The sequence below is a fragment of the Nocardioides sp. Leaf374 genome, from assembly GCF_916862475.1.
Classification (GTDB): domain Bacteria; phylum Actinomycetota; class Actinomycetes; order Propionibacteriales; family Nocardioidaceae; genus Nocardioides; species Nocardioides kribbensis.
Genome location: NZ_CAKASO010000046.1, coordinates 12,883 through 31,576 on the forward strand (window position 1 = coordinate 12,883; position 18,694 = coordinate 31,576).

The following is an 18,694-nucleotide window of genomic DNA, read 5'->3' on the forward strand; positions in this document are numbered from 1 at the left end:
CCTCGCCCCGGTCATGGTGCTGGCGGCGCTCGGCATCCTGTTCGTCCGCAAGGCCGTGCACGCAGCGCTGCTGCTGGCGGTGGTGATGATCAGCCTCGCCGTGCTCTACGCCGCGCTCGACGCGCCGTTCCTCTTCGCCGTGCAGATCATCGTCTACACCGGCGCCATCCTCATGCTGTTCCTCTTCGTGCTCATGCTGGTCGGCGTCGACGCCTCCGACTCGGTCGTCGAGACCATCCGCGGCCAGCGCGTGCTCGCGGTGGCCGGCGGCCTGGTGCTCGGGGTGCTGCTCGTCCTCGGGCTCAGCCAGCTGACCCTCGGCACCGTCGTGGGCCTCGACGAGGCCAACGCCGGCGGCAACATCGAGGCGCTGGCCAACATCCTCTTCAGCCGCTACGTCTTCGCCTTCGAGACCACCAGCGCGCTGCTCATCACCGCGGCGGTCGGCGCGATGGTGCTGGCGCACCGCGAGCGGCTGACCCCGAAGGCCGGCCAGGCCGAGCGGGCGGCCCAGCGGGTCCGCGACTTCAGCGAGAAGGGCACCCACCTCGGCCCGCTGCCCTCGCCGGGCGTCTACGCGCGCCACAACGCCGTGGACACCCCGGCGCTGCTGCCCGACGGCACGCCCGCCCCCGACTCGGTCTCGCGGGTGCTCTCCTCGCGCGGCACCGTGCGCTCCGCGCCGGCCCTGGCCGACGACATCGAGCAGGTGCGCCGCTCCATCGACGGCGTGCCCGGCGGTGCCAGCGGCGAGCAGGCCACCGCCACCGGCCACAACACCGAGCAGCACTCGCTCGAGGAGGAGGGCCGCTGATGGACACCACGCCCTACGTCGTCCTGTCCGCGATCCTGTTCACGATCGGCACCGTCGGCGTGCTCACCCGCCGCAACGCCATCGTCGTGTTCATGTGCGTCGAGCTGATGCTCAACGCCTGCAACCTCGCGCTGGTCGCCTTCGCCCGCCAGCACGGCAACCTCGACGGCCAGATCGCCGCCTTCTTCGTGATGGTCGTCGCCGCCGCCGAGGTCGTCGTGGGCCTGGCCATCATCATGACCATCTTCCGCACCCGTCGCTCGGCCTCGGTCGACGACGCGAGCCTGCTGAAGTACTGAGACAGGACCGGTGACACCGCAGATGTACCTCATGTCAGAGGGCGGCCACACGATCCCCGTGGTCGCCCCCCTCGAGGCCGAGGGCGCCTCCACGCTGCTGTGGCTGGTGGTGGCCCTGCCGCTGCTGGGCGCCGCGGTGCTGCTCGTCGGCGGTCGCCGCACCGACCGCTGGGGGCACCTGCTCGGCACGGCCACGGCGCTCGCGTCGTTCGTGCTCAGCGTCGTGCTCTTCGTCGACCTGCTGGGTCGCGAGGAGTCCGAGCGCCAGGTCGCCCAGCGGCTCTGGGAGTGGATGGAGGTCGGCGGCTTCTCCGTCGGCATGGACCTCCTCTACGACCCGCTCTCGGCGCTCTTCCTGCTGCTCATCACCGGTGTCGGCACGCTGATCCACGTCTACTCGGTCGGCTACATGGAGCACGACCCGCGCCGCCGACGGTTCTTCGCCTACCTCAACCTCTTCGTCGCCGCGATGCTCACGCTGGTCCTGGCGGAGAACTACGTCGTGCTCTTCCTCGGCTGGGAGGGAGTGGGCCTGGCCTCCTACCTCCTCATCGGCTTCTGGCAGCACAAGCCGTCGGCGGCTGCCGCGGCCAAGAAGGCCTTCGTCATCAACCGCGTCGGCGACATCGGCCTGAGCCTGGCCATCGCTCTGATGTTCGTCACCTTCGGCACCACCAGCTTCACGCAGGTCAGCGAGCTGACCTCCGGCGCGGGCGAGGGCACGCTGACCGCGCTCGGCCTGCTGCTCCTGCTGGGGGCGTGCGGCAAGTCGGCGCAGGTGCCGCTGCAGGCCTGGCTGCTCGACGCCATGGAGGGTCCCACCCCGGTCTCGGCCCTCATCCACGCCGCCACCATGGTCACCGCGGGGGTCTACCTCGTGGTGCGCTCCAACTTCGTCTACGAGCTCGCTCCCCACGCCCAGACCGTCGTGGTCGTGGTCGCCACGGTCACGCTGCTGTGGGGTGCGGTGATCGGGTGCGCCCGCGACGACATCAAGAAGGTCCTGGCCGGCTCGACGATGAGCCAGATCGGCTACATGATGCTGGCCGCCGGCCTGGGCGTGTACGGCTACGCCTTCGCGATCTTCCACCTCATCACCCACGGCTTCTTCAAGGCCAACATGTTCCTCGGCGCCGGCTCGGTGATGCACGGCATGGCCGACGACGTCGACATGCGCCGCTACGGCGCGCTGCGCAAGGCGATGCCGGTGACCTTCCTGACCTTCGCGATGGGCTACCTCGCGATCATCGGGTTCCCGCTCTTCTCCGGCTTCTGGTCCAAGGACAAGATCATCGAGACCGCGCTGGTCGAGAGCCCGGTCGCGGGCGTGTGCGCCCTCGTCGGCGCCGGCGTGACCGGCTTCTACATGACCCGCCTCATGCTGATGACCTTCTTCACCGACAAGCGGTGGAAGGAGGGCGTGCACCCCCACGAGTCGCCCTCGGTGATGACCGTGCCGCTCGTCGTGCTGGCCGCCCTCTCGGTGCTAGGCGGCATCCTGCTGCTCGGCGACTGGATCGTCGGCTGGCTGGCCCCGGTCGTCGGCGAGGCCCCGCACCACGAGCCCCCGGTGCCGGTCATCGTGCTCACCGTCCTCACGGTCGCGGTCGTCGCGGTCGGCGTCGCCGCCGCGTGGTTCCTCGTCGGTCGCCGCGAGGTGGCCTGCACGGCCCCGCAGGACGTCTCGTTCGCGGTCCGCGCGGCTCGCGCCGACCTGTACGGCGACGCGATCAACGACGCCGTCGTGGTGCGGCCCGGCCGCCGGCTGGTCACGCTGCTCCTCGGCGTCGACCGCCGCGGCGCCGACGGGCTCTTCACCGGCGGCGGCTCGGCCGTGGCCGGGGTCGGCGGGCTGCTGCGCCGTGTGCAGAACGGCTTCGTGCGCTCCTACGCCCTGTCGGTGCTCGCCGGCGTCCTGATCGTCGTGATCGCCCTGATGGTGGTGAACTCCTGATGTCCGACTTCCCCTGGCTCACGGTGCTCGTGCTGGTGCCGCTGGTCGGCTCCGTCGCCGTGGCCCTGCTCCCGCTGCCCGCGGCGCAGGCCAAGCAGGCCGGTCTGGCCGTCAGCGTGGTCACCCTCGCCCTGGCCGCGGCCGTCGCCGCGCAGTTCGACGTCGACGGCGGCATGCAGCTCACCGAGACCCACGACTGGATCTCGGCCTTCGGGGTCCACTACGCCCTCGGCGTCGACGGCCTCGGGCTGCTGCTGATCCTGCTCACCGCCGTGCTGGTGCCGCTGGTGCTGCTCGCCGCCTGGTCCGACACCGACCAGCCGCTCGGCCCCGACGGTGAGGACGAGAGCACCCGCCAGGGCACCGGCCGGGCCTTCGTCGCCTGGACCCTCGCCCTGGAGGCGCTCTCGCTGGCGGTCTTCGCCGCGACCGACGTCTTCCTCTTCTACGTCGTCTTCGAGGCGACGCTGATCCCGGCCTACTTCCTGGTCGGGGGCTTCGGCCGCGAGGGTCGCAGCGCCGCGGCGCTGAAGTTCCTCATGTTCCAGCTCGCCGGCGGCCTCGTGCTGCTGGCCTCGGTGATCGGGCTCTACGTCGTCTCCGCCCAGCAGGGCAGCCCGTCGTACCTCCTCTCCGACCTCGAGCAGCTCGACATCGGCACCGAGGCCGGGCGGTGGCTCTTCCTGGGCTTCTTCATCGCCTTCGCCGTCAAGGCCCCGCTCTTCCCGGTGCACACCTGGCTGGCCGACACCACGGAGCGGGCGACCCCGGCCACGAGCGTGCTGCTGGTCTGCGTGCTCGACAAGATCGGCACCTTCGGCATGCTGCGCTTCTGCCTCGGGCTCTTCCCCGAGGCCTCGCAGTGGGCCACGCCGGTCGTGGTCGCCCTCGCCCTGGTCTCGATCGTCTACGGCGCGCTCATCGCGATCGGCCAGGACGACATCCTGCGCCTGATCGGGCTGACCTCGCTGAGCCACTTCGGCTTCATCACGCTGGGCATCTTCGTGCTCAACACCCAGGGCGGGTCCGGCGCCGTGCTCTACATGGTCAACCACGGTCTCGGCACCGCGGCGCTCTTCCTGGCCGCCGGCTTCGTCATCCGCCGCCGCGGCACCACGCTGATCAGCCAGATGGGCGGGGTCGAGAAGGTCACCCCGGTGCTCGCCGGGCTGTTCCTGGTCGCGGGCCTGGCCACCCTGGGGCTGCCCGGGCTGAGCACCTTCGTCTCGGAGTTCCTCGTCATCATCGCCGCCTTCCAGTACCAGTGGTGGGTCGGCGCGATCGCGGTCACCGGCATCGTCCTGGCCGCGATCTACGTGCTGTGGATGTACCAGCGCACGATGACCGGCCCGACGGTGCCCGCCCTGACCGGCGCCGAGGACCCGGGCGCCGGCTCCGACGGGACCGACCCCGACGCGACCGGGTCCACCCGCACCGACCTCACCGTGCGCGAGGGCGTCGTCCTGGTGCCGCTGGTGGTCGGGCTGGTCCTCTTCGGCTTCTACCCCGGGCCGCTGCTGGAGGCCAGCAACCCCTACGTCGGGACGCTGCTGGAGCGGGTCGGGGTCACCGACGACGCGCCCACCGTCACCTCCCCGGAGTCCGAGACTCCGGCGTCCGCCGAGGAAGGCAGCTAGACCATGGACTCCACGACCTTCGTCAAGCCCACCCTCGACTACGTCCACCTCTGGCCGATCCTGGTCGTGCTGGGCGTCGCGGCCCTGGGCGTCGTCGTCGAGGCCTTCGTGCCCCGCACCCGCCGCTTCGTGACCCAGACCGTGCTCGCCCTCGCCGGCCTGGTCGCCGCCCTGGTCGGCACCGTGCTGGTCGGCCTCGACCTCACCGAGGTCGGCGACGGCGCCGCGCGCGGCCTGCTCACCGCGGGCGGCACCCTGGTGATCGACGGCCCCGCGGTCTTCCTGTGGGGGCTGGTCCTGATCTTCGCGGTCGGCGGGGTGCTGCTCTTCGCCGAGCGTCGCCTCGAGGGTGGGGTCTCGGCCTTCGCCGGCCAGGCGGCCGCGCTGCCGGGCACCGAGGCCGAGCGCCAGGCCCAGGGCCTGGACCACACCGAGGTCTACCCGCTGATGATGTTCGCGGTGGCCGGCATGATGATCTTCCCGACCGCGGGCGACCTGCTCACGATGTTCGTGGCCCTCGAGGTCCTCTCGCTGCCGCTCTACCTGCTCTGCGGGCTGGCCCGCCGTCGCCGCCTGCTGAGCCAGGAGGCCGCGATGAAGTACTTCCTGCTCGGCGCCTTCTCCTCCGGCTTCTTCCTCTACGGCGTCGCCCTGGTCTACGGCTTCGCGGGCTCGATGGACCTCGCCGCGATCGACCAGGCCGTGCGTGCCGACACCGGCAACCACACCCTGCTGGCCATCGGCATGGGCCTGCTCGCGGTCGGGCTGCTGTTCAAGGTCGGGGCCGTGCCGTTCCAGTCCTGGACCCCCGACGTCTACCAGGGCGCCCCGACGGCGGTGACGGCGTTCATGGCCGCCGGCACCAAGATCGCGGCCTTCGGCGCGATCCTGCGGCTGTTCTACGTCGGCCTCGGCTCCGACCGCTGGACCTGGCAGCCGATGCTGTGGGTGGTCGCGATCCTCACCATGGTCGTCGGCGCCGTGCTGGCCATCTCGCAGTCCGACGTGAAGCGGATGCTGGCCTACTCCTCCATCGCCCACACCGGCTTCCTGCTCACCGGGGTCCTCGGCGTGCAGACCAGCGCCGAGCTGGCCGACGGCCAGGTCACCTCGCTCCAGGCGATCCTCTTCTACCTCACCACCTACGGCTTCTCGATGGTCGCGGCCTTCGCCATCGTCACGCTGGTGCGCGACTCCGGCGGCGAGGCGACCGCCTTCGACCGCTGGGCCGGCCTGGGCCGGCGCTCGCCGTGGGTCGCCGGGGCCTTCGCGTTCCTGCTGCTGTCGATGGCGGGCATCCCGCTCACCGGAGGGTTCGTGGGCAAGTGGGCGGTCTTCACCGTCGCCTTCTCCGCCGGGGCCTGGCCGGTGGTGCTGGTGGCGATCTTCTCCAGCGTCGTGGCCATCTACTTCTACGTCCGCCACATCCGCCTGATGTTCTTCACCGCACCCACCGCCGACTCGGCCGCGGTGGTCGCGCCCTCGCTGCTGACGTCGGCGACCATCGCGGTGGGCGTGCTCGCCACGGTCCTGCTCGGCATCGTGCCCGGCCCGGTGCTCGACCTCGCGGGCCATGCGGGAGAATTCATCAGGTGACGTCCTCTCCCGCGCCGGCCGCCCTGGCCCTCCCGGTCACCGACGAGGCCCTGGCCGCCCGTCTCCACGGTCGGATGGCGGAGGTCGAGGCGCTGCTGGCCGGCCACGTCGAGGGCCGGACCCGCTACGTCTCCGAGGCCGCGCGGCACCTGCTCGAGGCCGGCGGCAAGCGGTTCCGTCCGCTGCTGGTGCTCCTCGCGGCCGAGACGGGCCCCCACCCGGAGGCCGCGGAGGTGCTCACGGCGGCCTGCGTCGTGGAGATCACCCACCTCGGCTCGCTCTACCACGACGACGTGATGGACGAGGCCGACCTGCGCCGCGGCGCCGACTCCGCCAACGCCCGCTGGGACAACCTGGTCGCCATCCTCACCGGCGACTTCCTCTTCGCCCGCTCCTCCGAGCTCACCGCCACCCTCGGCGCCGACGCCGTGCGCATCCAGGCCGAGACCTTCACCCGGCTCGTCGAGGGCCAGATCATGGAGACCGTCGAGCCGGGCCCCGACGAGGACGCCCTCCAGCACTACCTCGACGTGGTGGCCGGGAAGACCGGCTCGCTCATCGCGACCTCCGCGCGCTACGGCGCCCGCTTCTCCGGCGCCCCGCGCGAGGTCGAGGAGGCGCTCGCGGCCTACGGCGAGATCGTGGGCAGCGCCTTCCAGCTCTCCGACGACATCCTCGACGTGGCCTCGGAGTCGCAGGAGTCGGGCAAGACGCCCGGCACCGACCTGCGCGAGGGCGTGCCGACGCTGCCCGTCCTCATGGCCCGGGCCTCCGAGGACCCCGCCGACGCGCGCCTGCTCGAGCTCCTCGCGGGTGACCTCACCGACGACGCCCGCCACGCCGAGGCCCTGGGCCTGCTGCGCGCCCACCCCGCCATGGAGCAGGCCCGCGCCTACGTCGTGGCCCGCGCCGACGAGGCCAAGGCGCTGCTCGACGTGCTGCCCGACAGCCCGGTGAAGGAGGCCCTGGAGGCCTTCGCCGACCTCGTGGCGCTCCGCACGGCCTGAGCCCTCGGCGGCTCCTCCGGGCGAGCTGCGCCGCTCAGGCGGCGCTCGAGGCCGCGACGGTCAGCCGCAGCTGGCGCCGGTGGTGGCCGACCGCCTCCACGGTGAAGAGCACCAGCGCGAGCCAGACCAGGACGAAGCCGGCCCAGCGGCCGGCCGGCATGTCCTCGCCGTACCAGAGCACGCCGAGCGCGAACTGCAGGATCGGCGCGAGGTACTGCAGCAGCCCCAGCGTCACCATCGGCACCCGCGTGGCGGCCGCGCCGAAGCACAGCAGCGGCACCGCCGTGACGACGCCGAGGGTGGTGAAGAGCAGCGCGTGCCCGACGCCGTGCTGCCCGAACTGCGCGGTGCCGGTGGTGGCCAGCCACGCCAGGTAGGCCCCGGCGAAGGGCGCGATGAAGACCGTCTCGACCGCGAGGCTCTCCACCGCGGGGGCGCCCGCGGTCTTCTTGGCCAGCCCGTAGGTCCCGAAGGAGAAGGCGAGCACGAGGGCCACCCACGGCGGTCGGCCGTAGTCGAGCGTGAGCACGGCGACCGCGGAGGCCGCGATGCCCACCGCCACCCACTGCAGCGGACGCAGCCGCTCGCCGAGCAGCAGGACGCCCATGAGCACCGTCACGAGGGGGTTCATGAAGTAGCCCAGCGAGGTCTCGACCACGCGGCCGTTGGTGACGCCGTAGATGTAGGTGGCCCAGTTGCAGGTGATGGTCACCGCGGCCAGGGCCAGCAGGGCGGTGGTGCGTCGGGAGGCGAGCAGGGCCCTGACCCCGGCGGTCCGTCGCAGCGCCAGCACGAGCACGCCCATGGTGAGCACCGACCAGACGATGCGGTGGGCCAGGATCTCGAGCGCGCCGGCGGGCTCGAGGAGCGGGAAGTACAGGGGGAAGGCGCCCCACATGAGGTAGGCCGCGGCCCCGAGGGCCACGCCGCGGCGAGAGTCGGACACCGGGGGAGCATAAGTCCGGTCGAGACCGGTGTTTACCGAGGTCCGCGCGGGGCAGGTTCGAGGCGTCCCCCACACCTGAACCCAGGAGCCCCCATGCGGATCACCCGCCTCGTCGCCGGCCTCGCGTCGCTGCTGCTCGCCCTCTCGATCTCCCTCGTCTTCACCTCCCCCTCGACCGCTGCGCCGGCCCCGGCCAAGGAGGCTCGCACCATCGAGCTGAAGGGCGACCAGGACGGCCAGAAGTTCTTCATCAAGGGCCGCATCACCCCCGGCTCGGGCCCGATCAAGTACATCGTCGAGCGCAAGGTCTGCCAGCGCGACACCAACTGCAAGAACTCCTACAAGACCTGGGCCAAGGCGAAGACCAACGACGCCGGTCGCTACACCAAGCGGGTCTACGGCCCCCAGGGTGGCGCCCAGCGCGTCTACTACCGCGTCAAGGTCCGCGCCACCGAGCGCTACAAGGCCGCGGTGTCGCCGAACGCGATCTACATCTACAAGCTCTGAGCCGGGCGCCCCTGAGGCGCGCGACCACGCAGGGCCCCCGCCGCACCAGCGGTCGGGGGCCCTGCTGCGTCGCGGGGGCCTCGGCGCCCAGCCGCGGCGCCCACCCACCCGGCTTCAGACGACCGTCCAGGTGTCGCCGCCGCCGATGAGGCCGGCCAGCCGCTCGGCCGGCTCGCCCGGGGCCGCGTCGCGGGCCGCCGAGACCTGTGCGCGGGTCTGGTCGTCGTAGGTGGGGCGCTCCACCTGGCGGAAGACGCCGATGGGCGAGCGGTTGAGGTAGCCCGCGTCGGTGAGCCGGCTGATCGCGAAGGCGGTCGAGGGGTCCTCGGCGTGGGCGTCGTGCACGAGCAGCTCGGTCTCGACGACGTCGCCCACCTCGACCACCCTGACACCGCCGGAGGTGGCGTCGCGCGCCAGCCCCAGTGTCCCGCCACCGAAGGTGATCCGCTCGCCGTGCACGAGGGGGATGACCGCCCGCTCGGCCGAGTCGCGGTCCTTGAGGCCGTCGAAGGCGTGGTCGTTGAAGATCGGGCAGTTCTGGTAGATCTCGACCAGCGAGGTGCCGCGGTGGGCCGCCGCGGCGGCGAGGACCCCGGTGAGGTGCTTGCGGTCGGAGTCGATGGTGCGGGCCACGAAGGTGGCTTCCGCGCCCAGCGCCAGCGACACGGGGTTGAAGGGCTGGTCGACCGAGCCCATCGGGGTCGACTTGGTGATCTTGCCGACCTCGGAGGTGGGGGAGTACTGGCCCTTGGTGAGGCCGTAGATCCGGTTGTTGAAGAGCAGGATGGTCATGTTCACGTTGCGCCGCAGCGCGTGGACCAGGTGGTTGCCGCCGATCGACAGCGCGTCGCCGTCGCCGGTGACGACCCACACGGAGAGGTCCTCGCGGGCCGTGGCGATGCCGGTGGCGATCGTCGGGGCCCGGCCGTGGATGGAGTGCATCCCGTAGGTGTCGAGGTAGTAGGGGAAGCGGCTGGAGCAGCCGATGCCGGAGACGAAGACGATGTTCTCGCGGCGCAGGCCGAGGTCGGGCAGGAAGGACTGCACGGCCTTGAGCACGGCGTAGTCGCCGCAGCCGGGGCACCAGCGCACCTCCTGGTCGGAGGTGAAGTCCTTGCCGGTCTGGCTCTCGCCCTCGGCCAGGGTCGGCACGCCCTCGGTGCCGCGCATCGCGGGCACGGGCAGGTCGGTGGTGGTCATCGCTCAGTCCTCCGGGTGGTCGGCGGGGTCGCCGGCGGGTGCGGACAGGTCGACCTCGACGCCCTCCGCCTCGGCCACGAGGGCGCCGATGGCCTCGGCGAGCTCGGCGGCCTTGAGCGGGAGCCCGCGCACGTGGTTGTAGCCCACGGCGTCGACGAGGTAGCGCGCGCGCAGCAGCAGTGAGAGCTGCCCGAGGTTCATCTCCGGCACGAGGACCTTGTCGTAGCCGCGCAGGATCTCCCCGAGGTCGTCGGGGAAGGGGTTGAGGTGGCGCAGGTGCACCTGCGCCACGCGGTGGCCGGCACGGCGCACGCGACGCACGCCCGCGCCGATGGGGCCGTAGGTCGAGCCCCAGCCGATGACCAGGACCGAGGCTGCGCCCGAGGGGTCGTCGACCTCCAGCGGCGGCAGCGAGGCGGCGATGCGGTCGACCTTGGCCTGCCGGGTGCGGACCATGCGGTCGTGGTTGGCGGGGTCGTAGGAGATGTTGCCGTGGCCCTCGCCCTTCTCGAGCCCGCCGATGCGGTGCTCGAGGCCGGGGGTGCCCGGCACGGCCCAGGGGCGGGCCAGGGTGTCCTCGTCGCGCAGGTAGGGCCAGAAGTCGCGGGTGTCGGGGTCGTCGGGGGAGACCACGTGGTTGGGCTCGGTGGCGAAGCCCGGGTCGATGCGCGGGAGGTCCTCGACGTCGGGGATGCGCCACGGCTCGGAGCCGTTGGCGAGGTAGCCGTCGGAGAGCAGGATGACCGGCGTGCGGTAGGTGACCGCGATCCGGGTGGCCTCGAGGGCGGCGTCGAAGCAGTCCCCGGGCGACTGCGGCGCGACGACCGGCACCGGGGCCTCGCCGTTGCGCCCGAACATCGCCTGGAGCAGGTCGGCCTGCTCGGTCTTGGTGGGCAGCCCGGTGGAGGGTCCGCCGCGCTGCACGTCGATGACCACGAGGGGCAGCTCGGTCATGACCGCCAGGCCGATGGCCTCCGACTTCAGCGCCACGCCGGGCCCGGAGGTCGTGGTCACCCCGAGGTGGCCCGCGAAGGAGGCGCCGATGGCCGAGCCGACTCCCGAGATCTCGTCCTCGGCCTGGAAGGTCGTCACGCCGAACGCCTTGTGCTTGCTCAGCTCGTGGAGGATGTCGGAGGCCGGGGTGATGGGGTAGGACCCCAGGAAGACCGGCAGCCCCGACTGCACGCCCGCGGCGACGAGGCCGTAGGACAGCGCGAGGTTGCCGGTGATGTTGCGGTAGGTGCCGGGGGCCATCGGCGCCGGCTTGACCTCGTAGCGCACCGCGAAGGTCTCGGTGGTCTCCCCGAAGCTCCACCCCGCGGAGAAGGCGGCGAGGTTGGCGTCGCGGATGGCCGGCACCTTGGCGAAGCGCTTGGCGAGGAACGCCTCGGTGGAGTCGGTCGGGCGGCCGTACATCCACGACAGCAGCCCCAGGGCGAACATGTTCTTGGCCCGCGCGGCGTCCTTGCGCGAGAGCCCGAACTCCTTGACCGCCCCCACCGTCATGCCGGTGAGGTCCACGGGGTGGACCGCGAAGTCGGCCAGCGGCGAGCCGGGGGACCCGAGGTCGGCCAGCGGGTCGGAGTCGTAGCCGGCCTTGGTGAGGTTGCGGCCGCCGAAGTCGTGGGTGTCGACGATGATCGTCGCCCCGCGGGGCAGGTCGGGCAGGTTGGCCCGCAGGGCCGCGGGGTTCATGGCGACCAGCACGTCGGGGGCGTCGCCGGCGGTGAGGATGTCGTGGTCGGCGAAGTGCACCTGGAAGGACGACACGCCCGGCAGCGTGCCCTGGGGGGCGCGGATCTCGGCCGGGAAGTTGGGCAGGGTGACCAGGTCGTTGCCGAAGGCCGCCGACTCCTGGGTGAACCGGTCGCCGGTCAGCTGCATGCCGTCACCGGAGTCCCCGGCGAACCTGATGATGACCCGATCGAGCTGCTTGACCTGCTTCGACACCTCGCGACACTCCTCGCCTCGGACGTCTTCGGACTGTAGCCCGCGTCACGCGAGGCGCCCCGGGTTTCCAGGTCCTGGACGACCCCGCCGGCGCCGCCCACGAGAGCCCGCGCGACGCGCCGGACGACTGTGTCCAGACCAGTGGTCACTTAAACATCTTTTGTGCAGTAATCTACGCGAGATTGGTTGTTCACTCCTGTTCCGTCAGGAGTGGTGAGCAGCCTCTGGGTGCAGGGGCGGACAAGGGACACACGATGAACAAGCAGCTCAAGGCGGCGCTGGCGCTGGGTGCGACGGGGGTGCTGGCCCTGACCGGGTGCTCCACCTCCAGCGGCAGCGAGTCGGGCGAGACCATCAGCGTCAACGCCTTCTCGGTGATGGAGGCGGCCAACGAGCCGGTCTTCGAGGACTTCGTCGGCACCGACGCCGGCGAGGGGATGTCGGTCGGCGACTTCACCACCTCCTACGGCGCCTCCGGCGACCAGAGTCGTGCCGTCGAGGCCGGCGCCGACGCCGACGTCGTGCACTACTCCCTCGAGACCGACGTGACCCGCCTGGTCGGCGACGGCCTCGTGGCCGAGGACTGGAAGGACAACGCCACCAACGGCATCGCGACCTCCTCGGTCGTCGTCTTCGTCGTGCGCTCGGGCAACCCCGAGGGCATCGAGACCTGGGACGACATCGTCGAGCCCGGCGTCGAGGTCATCACCCCCAACCCCGGCTCCTCGGGCTCGGCGCGGTGGAACATCCTGGCGGCCTGGGCCCACATCGCCGGCAACGGCGGCACCGAGGACGAGGCGCGCGACTTCGTGACCTCGCTGCTCGACAACACCATCGCCCTGCCCGGCAGCGGCCGCGAGGCCACCACGGCCTTCACCGACGGCAGCGGCGACGTGCTGCTGTCCTACGAGAACGAGGCCATCCTGGCCAAGCAGAGCGGCGCCGACATCGACTACGTCGTGCCGCCGGACACCCTGCTCATCGAGAACCCCGCCGCCGTCACCGTCGACGCCGACGAGACCGCCCAGGCCTTCCTCGACTTCATGACCAGCCCCGAGGCGCAGGCCGACTACGCGCAGTCGGGCTTCCGCCCCGTCGTCGACGGCGTCGACGTGGGCGAGGTCGAGGGCGCCAACGACCCGGCCGACCCGTTCCCGACCCCCGAGGAGCTCTTCACCATCGACGACGACTTCGGTGGCTGGGGCGAGGCGGCCGACCTCTACTTCGGCGACGGCGAGGACGGCAACCCGCTGGGCATCATCACCGAGCTGCAGCAGGAGACCGGCAAGGTCGGCGAGGAGTGACCAGCACCCCTGTGCTCGAGCGGCCGGCGTCCCCCGAGGGACGCCGGCCCCGGCGCGTGCGCCGTACGACCCCCCGCAGCACGCTGACGCGTGGCGCGGGCCTGGGCCTGGGCATCGCGATGCTGTGGTTCAGCATCCTGGTGCTGCTCCCGCTCTCCGCCGTGGTCGCCGCGGCCGCGGAGGGCGGCTGGGGCCGCTACCTCTCGGTCCTGCAGAACGACCAGACCTGGGCCGCGGTCACCCTGACCGTCTCCCAGGCCGTCCTGGTCACGCTGGTCAACGTCGTGGTCGGCACCGTCATCGCCTGGGTGCTGGTGCGCGACCGCTTCTGGGGCAAGCGCGCCCTCGACGTCGTCATCGACGTGCCCTTCGCCCTGCCCACCATCGTCGCCGGGCTCGTGCTGCTCTCGCTCTACGGGCCCAACAGCCCGCTGGGCCTGCACTGGGCCTTCACGCCCAACGCCGTGACGCTGGCCCTGGCCTTCGTGACGCTGCCCTTCATCGTGCGCACGGTGCAGCCGGTGCTGGAGGAGCTCGAGACCGACGTCGAGGAGGCGGCCGCCTCGCTGGGGGCCAAGCGGTCGACGATCTTCCGGCGCGTCATCCTGCCCAGCCTCGTGCCGGCCATCACCGCCGGTGCGGCGCTGTCCTTCGCCCGCGCGATCTCCGAGTACGGCTCGCTGGTCCTGCTGAGCGGCAACAAGCCCTACGAGACCGAGGTGGTCTCGGTGCGGGTGCTGACCTTCATCGAGAACGGCAACACCGCCTCCGCGGCCGCGCTGGCCTCGGTGATGCTGGCGATCGCGCTGGTGGTCATCGTGCTGCTCGACGTGCTCCAGCGACGGGTGTCGCGTCGTGGCTAGCCGGGGCACGACCACCACGATGGTCTCGCCGCCGGTGAAGTGGGGCCTGCGGGTCCTGGCCGTCGGCTACGTGTTCTTCCTCGTGGCCTGGCCGCTGGCGCTGCTGGTGCGCCAGACCTTCGGCAACGGCCTGGGCAACCTCGTCGACGCGCTCGGCGACGAGCAGGTCACCGGGGCGCTGCAGCTGACGGCGATGATCGCCTTCTGGGCCGTGGTGATCAACCTGGTCTTCGGCGTGACCATCTCGATCCTGCTGGTGCGCTACGAGTTCCCCGGCAAGCGGGTGCTCTCGGCGCTCATCGACCTGCCGCTGTCGGTGTCGCCGGTCGTGGTCGGGCTCGCGCTGGTGCTGGCCTACAACGGCCGCAACGGCCTGGTCGGGCCCGAGCTGGAGGCCCGCGGCGTGCAGGTCATCTTCGACTCCCCGGGCATGATCATGGCCACCTGCTTCGTGGCCCTGCCGCTGGTCATCCGCGAGGTCGTGCCGGTGCTGGTCGAGGTCGGCGACGACCAGGAGCAGGCCGCGCGCAGCCTCGGCGCCAACGCGCCCCAGACCTTCTGGCGGATCACCCTGCCCAGCATCAAGTGGGGCGTGGTCTACGGCGTGGTGCTCAGCCTCGCCCGCTCGGTCGGGGAGTTCGGCGCGGTCAAGATCGTCTCGGGCAACATCACCGGCCGCACCCAGACCGCGACCCTCGTCGTCGAGCAGAAGTACCAGAACTTCCAGCAGGAGACGGCCTACGCGACGTCCTTCCTGCTGATCCTGGTCAGCATCGCCTGCCTCCTCGTCGTCGCCTTCCTCCGCCCCAAGCACGACTCGTGACCTCCCGAAGGAGCCACCCATGAGCATCGAAGTCTCAGGTCTCACCAAGAAGTTCGGCGACTTCGTCGCCCTCGACGACGTGTCGGTCTCGCTGCCCACGGGCCAGCTCACCGCACTGCTCGGCCCCTCGGGCGGCGGCAAGTCGACCCTGCTGCGCATCATCGCGGGCCTCGACACCGCCGACTCCGGCACCGTCTCGATCGAGGGCGTCGACGCCACCGGGCTGCCGGCGCAGAAGCGCAACGTCGGCTTCGTCTTCCAGCACTACGCCGTCTTCAAGCACATGACGGTGGCCAAGAACGTTGCCTTCGGCCTGGAGATCCGCAAGCGGCCCAAGGCGGAGATCGCCCACCGGGTCGAGGAGCTGCTCGAGCTCGTCCACCTCTCCCAGTTCTCCCACCGCCTGCCCTCCCAGCTCTCGGGCGGCCAGCGCCAGCGCATGGCCCTGGCCCGCGCCCTGGCGGTCGAGCCGAGCGTGCTGCTGCTCGACGAGCCCTTCGGTGCGCTCGACGCCAAGGTCCGCAAGGAGCTGCGCGACTGGCTGCGCCGGCTGCACGACGAGGTGCACGTGACCACGGTCTTCGTGACCCACGACCAGGAGGAGGCCCTCGAGGTCGCCGACGAGATCGTGGTGATCAACGAGGGCCGCGTCGAGCAGGTGGGCTCGCCCGACCAGCTCTACGACGAGCCGGCCAACGACTTCGTCATGGGCTTCCTGGGCGAGGTCACCACCCTGGGTGGCGTCGTGCTGCGACCGCACGACATCGAGGTCGCGCTCCAGCCCGGCCTCGCCGGCGCGGTGCGCGGCACGGTCACCCGTGTGCTGCGGGTCGGCTTCGAGGTCCGCGTGACGGTGCGCACCGGCGACGGCGACCCGACCGCGGTCTCGGCCCAGGCCAGCCCCGACACCACCGTGGTGCTGACCCGCACCCACGCCCGCCAGCTCGGCCTCGACGCCGGCACGCAGGTGTGGCTGACGCCGGCCTCCGGCGCCACGACGGTCTCCTCGATGGCGCCGGCCGGACGCCGCGCGGCCGTCACCTCGGGGGTCTGAGACTCCCGGCCGCGGGTGGGAGCGCACCCTCCCACCCGCGGCCGGGCCCCTCGTCCGGTGGCCGGGTGGGGCGCCTCAGCGGTAGTTGGTGAACTGCACCGCAAAGTCGTAGTCCTGGCCCCGCACGAGTGCCTGCACGGCCTGGAGGTCGTCGCGCTTCTTCGACGACACCCGCAGCTCGTCACCCTGGATCTGGGCCTTGACGCCCTTGGGGCCCTCGTCGCGGATCAGCTTGGAGATCTTCTTGGCGTCCTCGGAGGTGATGCCCTCCTTGAGCGCGATCGCGATCTTGCTCTGCTGGCCCGACTGGCGCGGCTCGGAGGCGTCGAGCACCTTGAGGCTGACGTCGCGCTTGACGAGCTTGCCCTTGAAGACGTCGAGCACGGCGCTGGCGCGGTCGTCGGCCGAGGCGCTGATCTCGATGGCCTGGTCGCCCTGCCACTCGATGGTGGCGCCGGTGCCCTTGAAGTCGAAGCGGGTCGCGATCTCGCGGGCGGTCTGCCCCAGGGCGTTGTCGACCTCCTGGCGGTCGAGCTTGCTGACGATGTCGAACGACGAGTCGGCCATGTCGGTCCTCTGCGCTGGTGGCAGCTGGTCGCTGCGGGTGATCGGGTCGGCCCCGGCCGGTGTTTTCCTCCTGTGCCGGGGGCTGCGCTATTGTTTCGCCTCGTCGTCCTCCGGCCAAGCCGGGGGTGAGCGACACCCGGCAGGTTGCCCGAGCGGCCAATGGGAGCGGACTGTAAATCCGTCGGCTTTGCCTTCGAAGGTTCGAATCCTTCACCTGCCACGAGCGCCCCCGGTCTCCACCGACCGGGGGCGTTCCTCGTCTGCGGCCCGGCCCAGGCGGGCCCGACCCGGTCCGGGTCAGTCCTGGGTGCCGGCGGGGCGCCGCGAGAGCAGGTCGAAGGCCGGCCCGATCGCTCGGTCCCACACCGCCGGGGCCAGGGTGAAGGCCGCGACCAGGGCGTAGTTGGTCAGGCCGGTCTGGGCCCGCGGGCCGGGGGCGTCGAGGCAGGCGACGAGCTGGCGGCCCACCCGCTCGGGGCTGATGCTCGGCGGCGGGGGCCGGTTGACCATGCCGGCGGAGTCGAGGGCGCTGTCGTAGATCGGGGTGTCGACGCTGCCCGGCGAGACGTGGCAGACGTGCACGTGCGGGAGGTCGGAGCTCTCGATCTGCAGCTGGCGGGCCAGGGCGCGCACGCCCCACTTGCTCACGACGTAGGGCGTCATGTCGGGCACGGCGACGTGCCCGAGCAGGGAGCCCACCAGCACGAGCACGCCGCGCTCCTGGCGTCGCAGCACGCGCATGGTGTGGCGGGCCACGTTGGCCGAGGCCAGCAGGTTGGTGCGCACGACGGCGTCGAAGGTCTCGGCGTCGAGCTCCTCGGCGCGCCCGTAGGCCACGACCCCGGCCGAGTGCACGAGCGCGTCGACGCGGCCGTGACGCTCGAGCACGAGGTCGACCAGCGCGGCGACGTCCTCGTCGGCGTCGAGGTCGGCGGGCAGCACCAGCGCGGAGGCGGCGCCCTCGTCGCGGCACACCTCGGCGACCTCGTCGAGCACTTCCTCGCGGCGAGCGACGAGCACGACGTGGTCACCGCGGCGCGACAGCTCCAGGGCGGTGGCGCGGCCGATGCCGCTCGAGGCGCCGGTGACCACCACGACCCGCGGGTGGGGTCCGGCGTCGGAGCGGCGCAGCAGCCCGGCGGCCCGGGCGACGGCGGCCGGTGCCGGCAGGAGCAGCGGCAGGGGCAGGCGCGGGAGCTGGGGGAGGAAGGAGGGGAGGGACGGCACGGGGACTCCTGGTGCGGTGGGGTCGAGCAGGGGATGGTGCCGGGGCGGTGCCGGGCTGGTGCCGGGACGGTGCCGGGACGGTGCAGCGGTCGTGGCGGGGCGCGAGGGGCGCGAGGCGGGCTCAGCGCCGCCAGCGGGCCCCGCTGCCCTCGCGGGTGCGGCGGCGACCGAGGAGGGTCCAGACGCCGCGCTCGGTGTGGCCGCCGGGGGCGGCCTCGAGGACGTTGCCGCCGTCGGGGCCCACGGCGGGCCCGCGCAGCACCACGGCCCGCACGGCGGGACCGACGACGCGGTCGTAGACGAAGGGCGCGAGCCGGAAGCCGAGGATCGTGGCCAGGTTGGCGGGGCCCACCTCGACGTGGCGGCGGCGCGGGTGGTCGAGGCAGCGCTCGACCGCACGGGCCACCCGGTCGGGCCCGACCACCGGCGGCGGGGCCGACCCGCGGCTGCCGGCGTAGGTCGCCGCCTCGTCGTAGATGGGGGTGTCGATGGCGCCGGGGGACACCAGGCACACGTGGAGGCCCGGCTCGTCGCGCAGCTCCAGCTGCAGCGAGCGCACCAGCCCGAGCTGGCCCCACTTGGCGGTGACGTAGGTGCTCATCGAGGGCACCGCCACCTCGGCCAGCAGGGAGCTGACGACGACGAGGGTGCCCGCGCCCTGGGCCCGGAAGACGGGCAGTGCGGCGCGCACGAGGTGGGCGGTGCCGTGCACCGCGGTCTCGACGACGTGCTCGAAGACCTCGCGCGGCACCTGCTCCACGGTGCCGTAGGCCATGCCCTGCGCGGTGGTGACCACCGCGTCGAGCCGACCGTACGCCGCCACCGCGGCCCTGACGCACGCCTCCACCTGGGCGGGGTCGGTGAGGTCGGTGGGCACCACCAGGGTGGCGGCGGCCCCGGCGTCGCGGCAGGCGGCGGCGGCGCGGTCGAGCGCGGCGGGGTCGCG

At 72.2% G+C, this 18,694-nt stretch carries 17 protein-coding genes and 1 tRNA gene; 12 read left to right on the forward strand and 6 right to left on the reverse strand.

Annotation, left to right across the window (positions count from 1 at the left end; all coding sequences use genetic code 11):
* Positions 1 to 13 precede the first annotated feature (13 nt).
* From LPA27_RS16720 to LPA27_RS16745, 6 genes are read left to right on the forward strand one after another with little or no spacing between them, the layout of a single operon-like run.
* Entirely contained in the window at positions 14 to 814 is an 801-nt protein-coding gene (locus LPA27_RS16720) for an NADH-quinone oxidoreductase subunit J (protein WP_056865230.1), read from the forward strand.
* Positions 814 to 1,113, forward strand: a complete 300-nt coding sequence (gene nuoK / locus LPA27_RS16725) for an NADH-quinone oxidoreductase subunit NuoK (protein ID WP_056864818.1) — start codon at positions 814 to 816, stop codon at positions 1,111 to 1,113. The genes LPA27_RS16720 and nuoK overlap by 1 nt, the downstream gene beginning before the upstream one ends.
* Before the next feature lie 22 nt (positions 1,114 to 1,135).
* Positions 1,136 to 3,067 (forward strand): NADH-quinone oxidoreductase subunit L, encoded by a 1,932-nt coding sequence (gene nuoL / locus LPA27_RS16730; protein ID WP_416383248.1) that lies wholly within the window; start codon positions 1,136 to 1,138, stop codon positions 3,065 to 3,067.
* Positions 3,067 to 4,704 carry an NADH-quinone oxidoreductase subunit M gene (locus tag LPA27_RS16735; RefSeq protein WP_228943167.1) on the forward strand — a complete coding sequence of 546 codons (1,638 nt, stop codon included), beginning with the start codon at positions 3,067 to 3,069 and terminating at the stop codon, positions 4,702 to 4,704. The genes nuoL and LPA27_RS16735 overlap by 1 nt, the downstream gene beginning before the upstream one ends.
* Before the next feature lie 3 nt (positions 4,705 to 4,707).
* Positions 4,708 to 6,300, forward strand: coding sequence for an NADH-quinone oxidoreductase subunit NuoN (gene nuoN / locus LPA27_RS16740; RefSeq protein ID WP_228943168.1), 1,593 nt, complete (start codon positions 4,708 to 4,710; stop codon positions 6,298 to 6,300).
* Positions 6,297 to 7,307, forward strand: coding sequence for a polyprenyl synthetase family protein (locus tag LPA27_RS16745; protein WP_056905334.1), 1,011 nt, complete (start codon positions 6,297 to 6,299; stop codon positions 7,305 to 7,307). The genes nuoN and LPA27_RS16745 overlap by 4 nt, the downstream gene beginning before the upstream one ends.
* Before the next feature lie 34 nt (positions 7,308 to 7,341).
* On the opposite strand, the gene rarD is transcribed toward LPA27_RS16745, so the two are convergent.
* Positions 7,342 to 8,253, reverse strand: coding sequence for an EamA family transporter RarD (rarD, locus tag LPA27_RS16750; RefSeq protein ID WP_228943169.1), 912 nt, complete (start codon positions 8,251 to 8,253; stop codon positions 7,342 to 7,344).
* A 93-nt stretch (positions 8,254 to 8,346) separates the two neighbouring features.
* Between rarD and LPA27_RS16755 the strand changes: the two genes are divergently transcribed.
* Positions 8,347 to 8,760, forward strand: coding sequence for a hypothetical protein (locus LPA27_RS16755; protein ID WP_056864812.1), 414 nt, complete (start codon positions 8,347 to 8,349; stop codon positions 8,758 to 8,760).
* Positions 8,761 to 8,874: 114 nt separating this feature from the next.
* On the opposite strand, the gene LPA27_RS16760 is transcribed toward LPA27_RS16755, so the two are convergent.
* Together LPA27_RS16760 and LPA27_RS16765 are read right to left on the reverse strand one after the other, a co-directional pair.
* On the reverse strand, positions 8,875 to 9,960 hold the full coding sequence (locus tag LPA27_RS16760; RefSeq protein ID WP_416383247.1) for a 2-oxoacid:ferredoxin oxidoreductase subunit beta: 1,086 nt from the start codon (positions 9,958 to 9,960) through the stop codon (positions 8,875 to 8,877).
* 3 nt (positions 9,961 to 9,963) lie between these two features.
* Positions 9,964 to 11,910: a 2-oxoacid:acceptor oxidoreductase subunit alpha gene (locus LPA27_RS16765; protein WP_056905336.1), complete on the reverse strand. Its 1,947-nt coding sequence runs from the start codon at positions 11,908 to 11,910 to the stop codon at positions 9,964 to 9,966.
* A 254-nt stretch (positions 11,911 to 12,164) separates the two neighbouring features.
* Between LPA27_RS16765 and LPA27_RS16770 the strand changes: the two genes are divergently transcribed.
* Genes LPA27_RS16770 through LPA27_RS16785 form a run of 4 tightly spaced genes read left to right on the forward strand, consistent with a single transcriptional unit; the run spans position 12,165 to position 15,954 of the window.
* The gene (locus LPA27_RS16770; protein ID WP_056864809.1) at positions 12,165 to 13,214 is read left to right on the forward strand and encodes a sulfate ABC transporter substrate-binding protein; all 1,050 of its coding nucleotides are present in this window, start codon (positions 12,165 to 12,167) and stop codon (positions 13,212 to 13,214) included.
* Positions 13,211 to 14,077 (forward strand): sulfate ABC transporter permease subunit CysT, encoded by an 867-nt coding sequence (gene cysT / locus LPA27_RS16775; protein WP_228943170.1) that lies wholly within the window; start codon positions 13,211 to 13,213, stop codon positions 14,075 to 14,077. The genes LPA27_RS16770 and cysT overlap by 4 nt, the downstream gene beginning before the upstream one ends.
* A complete protein-coding gene (locus LPA27_RS16780) occupies positions 14,070 to 14,900 on the forward strand; it encodes a sulfate ABC transporter permease (protein WP_228943171.1) in 831 nt (276 codons plus the stop codon). Before cysT ends, LPA27_RS16780 begins: the two co-directional genes overlap by 8 nt.
* A 19-nt stretch (positions 14,901 to 14,919) precedes the next feature.
* A complete protein-coding gene (locus tag LPA27_RS16785; RefSeq protein ID WP_228943172.1) occupies positions 14,920 to 15,954 on the forward strand; it encodes a sulfate/molybdate ABC transporter ATP-binding protein in 1,035 nt (344 codons plus the stop codon).
* Positions 15,955 to 16,029: 75 nt separating this feature from the next.
* Here the strand turns inward: LPA27_RS16785 and LPA27_RS16790 are convergent, their stop codons facing one another.
* Entirely contained in the window at positions 16,030 to 16,521 is a 492-nt protein-coding gene (locus LPA27_RS16790) for a YajQ family cyclic di-GMP-binding protein (RefSeq protein ID WP_056864805.1), read from the reverse strand.
* Positions 16,522 to 16,659: 138 nt separating this feature from the next.
* On the opposite strand from LPA27_RS16790, the gene LPA27_RS16795 reads away from it, so the two are divergent.
* A tRNA-Tyr gene (locus LPA27_RS16795) sits at positions 16,660 to 16,741 on the forward strand.
* A gap of 77 nt (positions 16,742 to 16,818) precedes the next feature.
* Here LPA27_RS16795 and LPA27_RS16800 read toward each other — a convergent pair.
* Positions 16,819 to 17,748 (reverse strand): SDR family NAD(P)-dependent oxidoreductase, encoded by a 930-nt coding sequence (locus LPA27_RS16800; RefSeq protein ID WP_056864804.1) that lies wholly within the window; start codon positions 17,746 to 17,748, stop codon positions 16,819 to 16,821.
* A gap of 121 nt (positions 17,749 to 17,869) precedes the next feature.
* The coding region (locus tag LPA27_RS16805) for an SDR family NAD(P)-dependent oxidoreductase (RefSeq protein WP_228943173.1) at positions 17,870 to 18,694 on the reverse strand (825 nt) is incomplete at its 5' end.